General features: G+C 66.6%; 4 protein-coding genes and 1 pseudogene. 4 read left to right on the top strand and 1 reads right to left on the bottom strand.

Annotated features, from left to right (window positions below):
• Positions 1 to 82 precede the first annotated feature (82 nt).
• The 4 genes from Q1M07_RS17495 to Q1M07_RS17480 are packed head-to-tail and all read left to right on the top strand — an operon-like array spanning position 83 to position 10,684.
• Entirely contained in the window at positions 83 to 2,542 is a 2,460-nt protein-coding gene (locus Q1M07_RS17495) for a PAS domain S-box protein (protein ID WP_300456055.1), read from the top strand.
• Positions 2,539 to 5,013 carry an EAL domain-containing protein gene (locus Q1M07_RS17490; protein WP_300456052.1) on the top strand — a complete coding sequence of 825 codons (2,475 nt, stop codon included), beginning with the start codon at positions 2,539 to 2,541 and terminating at the stop codon, positions 5,011 to 5,013. Before Q1M07_RS17495 ends, Q1M07_RS17490 begins: the two co-directional genes overlap by 4 nt.
• A gap of 8 nt (positions 5,014 to 5,021) precedes the next feature.
• Positions 5,022 to 7,886: a response regulator gene (locus tag Q1M07_RS17485; protein ID WP_300456049.1), complete on the top strand. Its 2,865-nt coding sequence runs from the start codon at positions 5,022 to 5,024 to the stop codon at positions 7,884 to 7,886.
• A complete protein-coding gene (locus tag Q1M07_RS17480) occupies positions 7,883 to 10,684 on the top strand; it encodes an EAL domain-containing protein (protein ID WP_300456046.1) in 2,802 nt (933 codons plus the stop codon). The genes Q1M07_RS17485 and Q1M07_RS17480 overlap by 4 nt, the downstream gene beginning before the upstream one ends.
• Positions 10,685 to 10,984: 300 nt before the next feature.
• On the opposite strand, the pseudogene Q1M07_RS17475 reads toward Q1M07_RS17480, so the two are convergent.
• Positions 10,985 to 11,202 (bottom strand): annotated as a pseudogene (locus Q1M07_RS17475) (hypothetical protein); the annotation flags it as partial.

Here is an 11,202-nt window from a genome sequence, read left to right as displayed (position 1 = left end):
CATCACGCGGGCCTGGCGAGGTTGCCGGTCAGGGTCGCGGCCTGACGATCCGAGCCGCCTGCGGCACCCTGGAGCCCGATCGATGCAGCCGTCAGACAACACCCTCGCGGAGAGCGCGGTCGACCGCTGCGAGGGGAAGCGCCCGCTCGCCGGGCGCGGCGATACCCGCTGGCTGCCGGGTGTGGTCGGTCGTCTCCGAAGGGACAGGGTACTTTGGTGCAGCCTGCTCGCTTCCCTGCTGGTCGTCGTCGGGCTGGCGGGAGCCTTTGGCTGGTTCGCCTGGCAGCGCCACACGGACGAGATCGGAAGCGTGCTCGCCCGGTCGCGCATCGGGCTCGATGCCGTGGACCAGAGCGTCGGCGCGTCGCTGCGGCAAACCGGGCGCTTGCTGCTCGCTGCTTACCAAGTTTATGGGGATCGCGGACAGGGCATCCGCGCCGTCGACCGCCTGTTGCGCGACGATCTTCCGTTGCTCGAACAGGCGCGCGGCTATGCGATGCACACCAGCGACGGTCGCGTCCTTCTGGATTCGGGTTACCTCGCCGGGCTGGCGAGTCCGGCGGCGTTCGACGAGCACCTGAGCTCGACGACCCGCGAAGGCGTACTCTATGTCTCGCGACCGATGGCCGAGACATCAGGCCGGTCGGTCATCATGCTCAGCCGGCATTTCGCGCCGCGTACCGAACTGCCCGCGGTGACGCTGACGCTGGCTCTGACGGTCGATCATTTCGCTTCCGCTTTGGGTTCGCTGCTCGCAACGCCAACCATGACGGTGGGACTGTTTCACGAGAGTGGCGACGTCGTGCTGCGGCTGCCTGGGTCCGAAAGGTACGCCGGCCGTACCCTTCTCCAGTCCGACACGCCGTTGTCGCGTCATCTCGCTGGTGGCGGCCGCTATTCCAATGACCACGGCTTCACCGTCAGCGATGGGCAGGAATGGATCAGCGCGGCCAAGACACTGTCCGGCGACGGCGTCGACTACACGCCACGCCTGGTCCTGGAAGTCACCGCACTGCGTAGCGAGGTTCTGGCCGGATGGCGCAGCGAAATGTGGCACGCCGGGCTGGCTTTCGCCACGCTGGCACTTTTCAGCCTCTTGCTGATCTGGCTCAATCACGGCCGTGCGCGGCACCAGCAGCGCAGCCGACTGTTCTGGCGGGCCATCAGCGACAGTGCCGGAGTGGTCGTCGTCGGCGTCGATCGCGCCGGTCGCGTGCAGGTGTTCAACGGCGAGGCGCGGCGGCTTAGCGGCCTGACGGGAAAGGACGTCATCGGGCAGCCCTACGAGCACTTGCGCGCCGCTGTCCAAGGGCTGCCGGCGCTGCTTCCTGCAGGGGGGGCAAGGCCGGATGCGGAGCTTGGCGGCAACGAATGCGAAAGCACCATGGTTTGCCGAGATGGACGTCAGCGCTGCATTGCCTGGACTCTTGCCGGCGCTACCGCGACGTTCGGTGCCGAATCCTGCAGCATCGCCTTCGGCCGCGACATTACCGAGAGCCGCGTCGTATGGCAGCATCTTCGTGCCACCGAGCGCAAACTTTCCCTGCACCTGCAGCAATCGATGCTGGGAGTGATCGAGTGGGACGCCGACTTCCGTATCGTCGAATGGAATCCGGCGGCGGCCGGTATCTTCGGCTATACGCGTGACGAAGCGCTCGGTCGCCAGGTCGACCTCATCGTGCCGCCGCGAGCGATGCCGGTTGTCGAACCGGTGTTGGCACAGTTGCGGGACAACCGTGGTGGCGCGCACATCACCAACGAGAACCTGACCAAGGGTGGCAAAACCATTTTCTGCGAATGGTTCAATACCCCGCTCACCGATGCCGCCGGCGAAGTCGTCGGCGTCATGTCTCTGCTGCGTGACGTGACCGCCGAGAAGCACGCCGAAGAACGCGTGCAAAGCGCGCTGCATGATCGCGAGGTACTGCTCAAAGAGATTTATCATCGCGTCAAGAACAACCTGCAGGTGGTCGCCAGTCTGCTCAGCCTCCAAGGCCGTGGCATCGATGATCCTCGCTTGAGCGAAGTGCTGGCCGACAGCGTCGCACGGGTCAAGGCCATGGCGCTGGTGCATGAGCAGTTGTATCGTTCCGGCGACCTGGCGCGCATCGCGCTCGGCAGCTACCTGCGCAGTCTGATGGACAGCCTCGATCAGGCGGTGATGGCCAGTCGGCGCGGCATCACGCTGCGTGTCGAGGCCGACGACACCCGGGTTTCGATCGACACCGCGGTGCCCTGCGGTCTGCTGGTCAACGAACTGGTGACCAACGCGCTCAAGCATGCCTTCCCGGCCGGTGCCGGCGGCACCGTCGTGACCCGCTTCTCGGCCGATGCGGATGGCATGCTGACGCTCGAAGTGTCCGACAACGGGATCGGAATTGCCGAGGACTTCGACTTCCGGCGGAGTTCGTCACTGGGTTTGCGCCTGGTCGTCTCGCTGACCGATCAACTGGAAGGTCAAATGAGCCTGGAAGGTGCCGGCGGTACGCGCTATCGCCTGCGTTTTCGTGAAGCAAGCCAAGCTAGGAGTGATCAGCCATGACGGCTAAGCGGATCATGATTGTGGAAGACGAAGCGGTGATCGCGATGGACTTGCGCTATCACCTGGAGGCTTTCGGTTACGATGTGGTGGCGACAGCGGTCAGCGGTGCCCAGGCGCTCGAGCGGGCGGAAGCCAGCGAACCGGACCTGGTGATGATGGACATCATGATCAAGGGGCCGTTCGATGGCATCGCAACGGCCGAAATGCTGCAGGAGACGCGTCGTGTGCCAGTGGTGTTTCTCAGTGCGAACAGCGACGAGTCCACGGTGCGGCGGGCCCGCGCGGCCGGTGCCTACGGTTATCTGATCAAGCCGTTTCGGCCTGACGAGGTGCGCGCGACGATCGAAGTGGCGCTCGTCAAGGCGCAGATGGAAACCCAGTTGCGGCGCAGCGAACAGTGGTTTGCCAAGACCTTGCACTGCATCAGCGACGGTGTCGTGGCCACCGACCCGGAGGGGGTGGTGCGTTTTCTCAATCCGGTCGCCGAACGTCTGACCGGATGGCCGCACGAGCATGCCTGCGGCCGGCCGGTGTCCGAAGTCGTGTGCACGGTGGACGAAACCAGCCGGCAGCCGGTCGACAACCCGCTCGTTGCCGCGCTGGTGGCCAGGGAACTGGTGCAGAGTCGCGATACTTCGCTGCTGGTCGCGCGTACCGGTGGTGAAGTGCCGGTCGATGAAGGCGCGGCGCCTATCGTCGACGACGAGAACCAGTTGCTCGGCGCGGTGCTCGTCTTCCGCGACATCAGCCGGCGGCGCGAGGCCGAGCGCGCGCTGCGCGAAAGCGAGGAGCGCTTCCACAGCGCCTTCGATCATGCCGCGGTGGGCATCGCTTTGGTCGCGATGGACGGACGGGTGCTTCAGAACAACCGCTCGGTCGCCCAGCTTCTCGGTTATGGCGAATCGGAACTGGCGGGGATCAACCTCTGGCGCTTGAGTCAGCCGGAGGACCTCGATGCCGAACTCGGTGCCCTGCGCGCGCTGGTGAACGACGAAATTCCGGCGTTTCAGATGGAAAAACGCTTTCTGCGTCGCGATGGCGCTCCGGTGTGGACGCTGCTCAGCGTTTCGCTGGTGCGCGAACCCGACGGCTCGCCGCTCTACTGCATCGTCCAGACGCAGGACATCGGTGCCCGCAAGAGTGCCGAACAGCGGCTGGCCCAGATGGCGCGCCAGGATCTGCTGACCGGCCTGGCCAACCGTGCGCACCTGATCGACATGGCCGGTCACGCGCTGGCCCTGGCCCGGCGGCGCGACGATTCGCTGGGACTGCTGTTCATCGACCTCGACGGCTTCAAGGCGATCAACGACACACTCGGCCACAAGGGCGGCGACCACATGTTGGTCGTCACCGCCAAACGCCTGCGCGCCTGTGTACGCGATAGCGACATCGTCGCCCGCTGGGGAGGTGACGAGTTCGTCGTCGTCACGCCGTCGGCGAGCAGCGACGAAAGCCTGGCGCGCGTGGCCACCAACATTCTGGAGGAACTCTCGAAACCGGTCGAGTTCGCTGGCGAGGAGAGCCGCGTCACCGGCAGCATCGGCGTCGCCGTTTTCCCGCGCGATGGCACGCAAGTCGCCAACCTCGTGGTCAGCGCCGACAACGCCATGTACCAGGCCAAGGAAATGGGCAAGAATCAGGTCTGCTTCGCCGGTCGCGAAAGTGCTCCCGCGCTGCTGCAACAGACGCGCCTGGAAAGCCAGTTGCGGCTCGCCGTCGATCACGGCGAGTTGCGCCTGCACTATCAGCCGGTGGTGCACCGCGGACGCATCGACTCGGTCGAGGCGCTCGTGCGCTGGCAGCATCCGCAGCAGGGACTGCTGCCGCCGGGCGATTTCATACCGCTCGCCGAAAAGTCCGGGCTCATCCTGCCGATCGGTGCCTGGGTGCTGAAGACCGCCTGCGCCCAGGCGCGCCTCTGGCGCGCCGGGTCGATGCCGCGGCTGCGCATGGCGGTCAACATCTCTGCGCGGCAGATCCGCGCCCCGGATTTCCTGAGTTCGATCGTAGACGCGCTGGCTGTCGCCCAGCTCGAGCCCGAAGCTCTGGAGCTGGAGCTCACCGAGAGCTGGCTGATGAGCAACTTCGATCACTCGGTAAAAATGATCGATGGCCTGGTGTCGATGGGCGTCCAGGTCACCGTCGACGACTTCGGCACCGGCTACTCCAGTCTCGCCTATCTCAAGCGCCTGCGCCTGAACCGCCTGAAGATCGATCGCAGTTTTCTGGCCGGCATTCCCGGCGATTCCCAGGGCGAAGCGATCGTGCGCGCCATCTTTTCGCTGGCTCGCGAGCTGGGACTCGACATCGTCGCCGAGGGAGTGGAAACCGAGAGCCAGCAGCGCTTCCTGCTCGACCTCGGCGACTTGTTCCTGCAGGGCTATCGACTCTATCGGCCGATCGCCCCAGAGGTGCTCGACCAGTTGTTTGCCGGCTCGGCGTCGTCAGGCGGCGCTGGCGACACCCAGTAGGGCGGACGATGCGCAGGAGCTTGTCGATCCGCGCACAGCTGATCGGCTATTCGATGGCGGTGGTCGTCGTTGCCTCGGCCAGCCTGGGCGTTTTCGGATTCGTCGAACAATCCCGGCAGTCGCGACAGCAGTTCCAGAGCAAGGCCGAGGCGCTGACCCTCAGCCTGGCGCGCAGCCTGGACGACGCGATGGTCGAGCACGACATCGACGCGATGTCCCGTCAACTGGATGCCAAGCGGGGCGACGCCGACCTGATTGCGGCGCAGGCGCTCGACAGGCGGGGGCGGATTTTCGCCGATCACACGGCAGACAACCGGGCCAGCGGTCAACCCTTCCTCCGTGCCGACTGGCTGCTCGCGGCGGAGAGCACCGAGAGGGCATTCGCCGCCGTCGATCGCGACCACATGCACGTGCTGGCGCCGGTGATCCTGGCCGACGGCAGGCGCGTCGGCTATGCCCACATGGAGTTCTCGCTCGTCGCGCTTGACGAACTTGCCAAGCACGCTTTGCTCGCCAGCGTCGGGGCGACGCTGTTCATCCTCTTGCCGGCGGCGGCGATGGCTTTCGTCCTGGCGCGTTCGTTCTCCTCGCCGCTGCGGCAGATGGTCGAGGCCGCGCGGGCGATCCGAGGCGGTCGTTTCGACACCCGTCTGGACATTCGGCGAGGCGACGAACTGGGCGAACTGGCGACGACGATGAACGCCATGGCACTCTCGCTCGGCGAAATGACCGAAGGCGAGCGCCGCGCGAGACTGGCCGCCGAAGCGGCGAGCCAGGCCAAGAGCGAGTTCCTGGCCACCATGAGCCACGAGATCCGGACCCCGATGAACGGCGTGCTCGGCATGACCGAGTTGCTGCTGGCCAGCCGCCTCGACGCCGAGCAGCGCCGTTTCGCCGAAGCCGTGCAGCGCTCCGGTCAGCACCTGCTGACCATCATCAACGACATCCTCGACTTCAGCCGCATCGAGGCCGGGCGGATCGAGCTGGAAGCCACCGATTTCGACTTCTGCGAACTGATCGAGACGACCGCCGCGATGTTCGCTCAACCGGCCTCGGCCAAGAACCTGGAGCTGCTCGTCGACCTGGCGGATTGCGACTACCCGCTGCCCTTGAACGGTGATCCGCAACACCTGCGGCAAGTGGCCGCCAACCTGATCGGCAACGCGGTCAAATTTACCGAGCGCGGGGAGATCGTCGTGCGCGCCAAGGTTCTGGGTGGCAGCGACAGTCAGGTCAGATTCTGCTTCGCCGTCGAAGACACGGGCATCGGCATTCCGGTCGCCGCGCAGACCAAGGTGTTCGAGCATTTCGCCCAGGCCGATGGTTCGACCACCCGACGCTACGGCGGCACCGGGCTCGGCCTGGCCATCTGCCGGCGCCTGGTTGACCTGATGAACGGCAGCCTCCATCTGGAGAGCCGGCCGGGCCAGGGCTCGTGCTTCCGCGTCGAACTGAGCCTGCCGAAAGCCCGGGATCTGCGGCCGCCGCTCCTGGTGGTCGATGATCTGGCTGGCAAGCGCGTCCTGATCGCGGGTGACCACCGCGCGACGCGCGAGATCCTGCAGCGCCAACTTGAAAAATGGGGCCTGCGGACGACTTGCACTGAGAGCGGGAATGACGCTCTCGACATCATGAAACGGGCGGTGGCGACCGCCGATCCGTATGCCCTGCTCCTGGTCGACGCGTCGTTGATGGACATGGACGGCTTGCGCTGCGCTCGGCGGATCAAGGGACAGCCGGCGCTGAGCGACACGCGCAGCATTCTGCTGACCCCGTCGTCGCGTCCGGCGAACGCCGCGCAACTCGCCGAGAACGGCGTCACACGCCGACTGTACAAACCGTTTCTCACCCGCCACCTGCTGATGGCGATGCGCGGCGCGCTGACCCCGGACGAGAACTTGCCGCCGTCCAGTCCAACAAAAACGCCGGCGCTCCCCGCTGTCGCTCCGAATGTCGCCGCGCCTGGGCTGCGTGGCCGCGTCCTGCTGGTCGAGGACAACCCCGACAGTCAGGAATTGCTGCTCATCATGCTGACCCGGCTCGGCGTGCAGGCCGAACTTTCGGTCAATGGAAAGGATGCCGTCGATCGCGTGGCGAACGGCAACTTCGATATGGTTCTGATGGATTGCCAGATGCCGGTGCTGGACGGCTACCAGGCGACGGCCGTCATCCGCCAGCGCCAGCAAGGCCGTGCGGTTCGCCTGCCGATCATCGCCCTGACCGCCAATGCGATGGCTGGCGATCGGCACCGCTGCCTCGATGCGGGCATGGACGACTACCTGTCCAAGCCGGTGAGCTTCGGCCAGCTGGCCACGATGCTCGCTCGCTGGTTGCCGCCGTCGGCGACATCCGACGAGTCGGCGAGCGCCGCCGTTCCCGCGCCGCCGCTGGTCACCACCACTTCGACGCCGTCAGCGACCGCGGCCGTCGTCGAGACGCCGTCGGCGGCCGAGGCACCGCCGAAGGCTACGACGCCGGCGGGCGCCGTCATGCCGGCAGCCACCGCCGGCGACGATGAGACGGCCGTTCTGGCCGACGACGTCCTGCGACAGATTCGCGCCATCGATGGTGGCGGGCTGCGGCTTGTCAATCAGGTTATCGGCATTTTTCTGGACACTTCGGCGGAGAAGCTACCGCAGCTGCATCGGACCCTGGCCGCCGGCGATGCTTCGGCGCTCGCCTTCGATGCGCACGCGTTCAAGTCGAGTGCCGGCAATGTCGGCGCCCGGCGGCTGCAGGGCTTGTTGCAGCTTCTCGAGGCCTGCGGCCGCGAGGCGAGGCTGTCCGACGCGCCCGCCTTGCTGGCCGAAATCGACGTCGCCCACGCGCAGGCCGCGGCGGCACTACGACAATGGGTAAAGGAGCACGTATGAGCAAGCAGGAGATCCGCGTCCTCGTCGCGGACGACGACCTGACTACACAGTTGCTGGCCCGGGCCGCTTTGGAGAAGTCCGGCTTCACGGTGTTCAGCGCCGGTGACGGAATCGATGCCTTGCGGATGTTGCAGGAAACGCGTTTCGACATGGCCATTCTCGACGTGGCGATGCCCGGTGCCGACGGCTTCGAGGTGTGCCGCGCCGTGCGTGATCAGTTCGGACAGAGTTTGCCGATCGCCATGCTGACCAGTCGGGACGACACCGCGTCGATCGAAAGGGCCTACGACTGCGGCGCCACCGATTTCATCCCCAAGCCCTTGAACTGGACGCTGCTCGGCCACCGAATGCTGTATCTGTGGCGGGCCTCGCGCAACGTGGTCGACCTGGCCGCGGCCGGGGCGCGCAACCACGCCGTGCTCGATGCCCTGCCGCACCTGTTCTTCGAGCTCGACGCCGCGGGGCGCTTCGTCGACTATCGCGTGCCGCGCGGTGATCTGTCGGGCGTGTCACGGGAACGCTATCTGGGGCTCAAGGTTTCCGATGTGCTGCCGGCGGATGCTGCCGCAGTTTGTCTCGCCGCCGTGCGCGAAGCGTCGGAACAGGGTCTTTCGTTGGGTCGGCAGTATCGTCTGCCGGGATCGGATGGCGATTCGTGGTTCGAGCTGAGCGTCTCGCGCGTCGCCGAAGCCGCCGGCCGGGCGCCGAGCTTCATCGTGCTGGCCCAGGACGTGACCATTCGGAAGAAGACCGAACTCAGGCTGCAACAGATAGCCGGCGTCTTCGAGAGCGCGCGCGAGGGGATCATGATCACCGATGCGGCGGCGATCATTCTCGACGTCAATCCGACCTTCACCGAGATCAGCGGCTACAGCCGGGAAGAAGTGCTGGGCCGGCCGGCCAGCCTGCTGCGATCGGATCGTCAGGAAGCGGGAGTCTTTTCCGCGATGTGGCGCGAGTTGAGCGAGAAGGGACATTGGCAGGGCGAGTTGTGGAACCGGCGCAAGAACGGCGAGATGTACGCCGTGGCGCTCACCGTCAGTGCAATCGGCGAGCGCCACGGCGACAATCGCCAGTACGTTGGGCTGTTCTCCGACATCACCCGGCAGAAGGAGTATCACGACCAACTCGAGCGAGCCGCCTACTACGACGCGGTCACCGCCTTGCCCAACCGCCTGCTGCTCACCGACCGCCTGCAACGGGCGATGGCACACGCCAGACGGCGCGACCTTCGCCTGGTCGTGGCCTCGATCGACATCGACGGTTTCAAGGCAGTGAACGACGCTCACGGGCACCATGTCGGCGATCGCGTACTGGCCAGCCTGGCGACGCGGCTCAGGGAGGAGTTGCGCGACGAAGACACCATCGCTCGCCTGGGGGGCGACGAGTTGATCGCCGTGCTGGGCGACCTGCCGACGGTGTCGAGCGCCGTGCCGCTGATCGAGCGCCTGCGCGCGACGCTTGCCCAGCCGCTGCAGATCGATGGCAACACGCTGTGTCTGACGGCCAGCGTCGGCTTTACCGGCTACCCGCAGAACGACCCGGCGAGCGCCGATCAGTTGCTGCAGCAGGCTAGCCAGGCGATGTGCCAGGCGAAACTGACGGGACGCGATCGTTACCACCTGTTCGACGCCGAGAAGGATCGCGCCTTGCGCCACGATGAAGGCCTCGAGCGTTTGCGCCAGGCCTTGGCCGGCGGCGAACTCGTCCTCCATTACCAGCCGCAAGTCAACATGCGAACCGGCGAAGTGCTCGGCGTCGAGGCACTGCTCCGCTGGCAGCACCCGGCGCGTGGCCTGCTGATGCCGGCGGCCTTTCTGCCAGCGACCGAGGGCTGCCCGCTGGCCGTCGAGCTGAGCGACTGGGTGTTCGCCACGGTGCTGTCGCAGATCGAAACCTGGCAGGCGCAAGGACTTGATCTGCGGGTCAGCGTCAACGTGTCGGCGGCGGTCCTGCTGCAGGCCGATTTCGTGGCGCGGCTGGCCGACCGCCTGGCGGCCTGTTCCGGTGCGGCGGGCCGACGTATCGCTATCGAGGTGCCGGAGGCCGGCGCACTGGGCAACGTCGCGCATAGTGCCGCGGTGATCGCCGACTGTGCTGCATTGGGAGTCGGCTTCGCGGTCGACGATTTCGGCACCGGTCACGGCTCACTGGCTGACCTGAGGCGGTTGTCTACCGTCGCTTTGAAGATCGACTGCAGCGTCGTCGGCGACCTGCTTCTCGACCCGGCCAATTTGGCGACGGTCGAAGGGATGCTCGGAATGGCGCGCGCCTTTCGCCTCGAAGTGATCGCCGAAGGTGTGGAGAGTGTCGAGCACGGAGCCATGCTTCTGCGCTTCGGTTGCGAGCGGGCACAGGGCTATGCCATCGCTCGCCCGATACCGGCGAACGAACTTTCCGGCTGGCTGCGCAACTGGCGACCGCCAGCCCAGTGGGCGAACTGCCCGCCGCTCGGCGGCGATCTGCCCCTGCTTTATCCGGCCGTCGAGTACGGAGCGCTGCTCCGGGCGCTCGACGCGTATTGCCGCGATGCGCTGCCCGACGCGCCGCGACTGCAGGCGAGCGATTTCCGCTTCGGGCAATGGCTGGTGGCGGCCAGCCAGACCCGTCGTGCCGAGGCGCCGGCGTTTCAGGCCATGCTTTCGGTGCACGGCCGGCTGCACGCCGAAAGCGTCGCGGTCGTCGGCTTGCAGGGGCAGGGTCGCCGCAGCGAGGCGGCAGCGCGCTTGACGCTGGTGCGCACGCTGTACGACGAGTTGCTGGCCGCCGTAGCGGCCTGGATCGAGGAAGCGGCGTAGTAAGCCGAGGCCTGCCTTCCGTCGCCGTGACTGGCCAGGTGAGGTGGCCGGTGGCGGGACGAAACCGATGGCGATGCAGGCGCCCCCGTTCCTCACTGATGACGAGCTGGCCGTCGATCTGCCCGGTCAGCGAGCGCCTCGGCGCGCTCGAGCCCGTAAAGTGGTGGCGGACCGCGGCTTGGTGTCGCTGATCGACAGGCGGAGGCGATGGTCGCCGTACCGCCGCGCGTTGACATCGAGGCGGATCGGCCCGCGCCGCCCGCCGCCGGTGCCGGCGGACAGCTTGCTGCGGAGGCGAGATTACGGCACCAGGTGATCTCGGTTCTCTTTGCATCGCGGGTCGGGCGACGGGTCGGCGGCGGCGGGTTGCGCCTGGCTGTCCTGGTCGGGGCCGATGAAAGTCACCTCCTGGGCGTCGGGCGTGAAAGTCAGGGTAAAACAGGCGCCGCCGGGCGAAGAGACGTCGAGCTGTCCGTCGAGCTGGTCGGCGAGCATGCGCACCAGGCTCAGGCCGAGCG

This window comes from Accumulibacter sp., from assembly GCF_029255285.1.
Lineage (GTDB): Bacteria > Pseudomonadota > Gammaproteobacteria > Burkholderiales > Rhodocyclaceae > Accumulibacter.
This window is presented reverse-complemented; position numbering and strand designations above follow the sequence as displayed.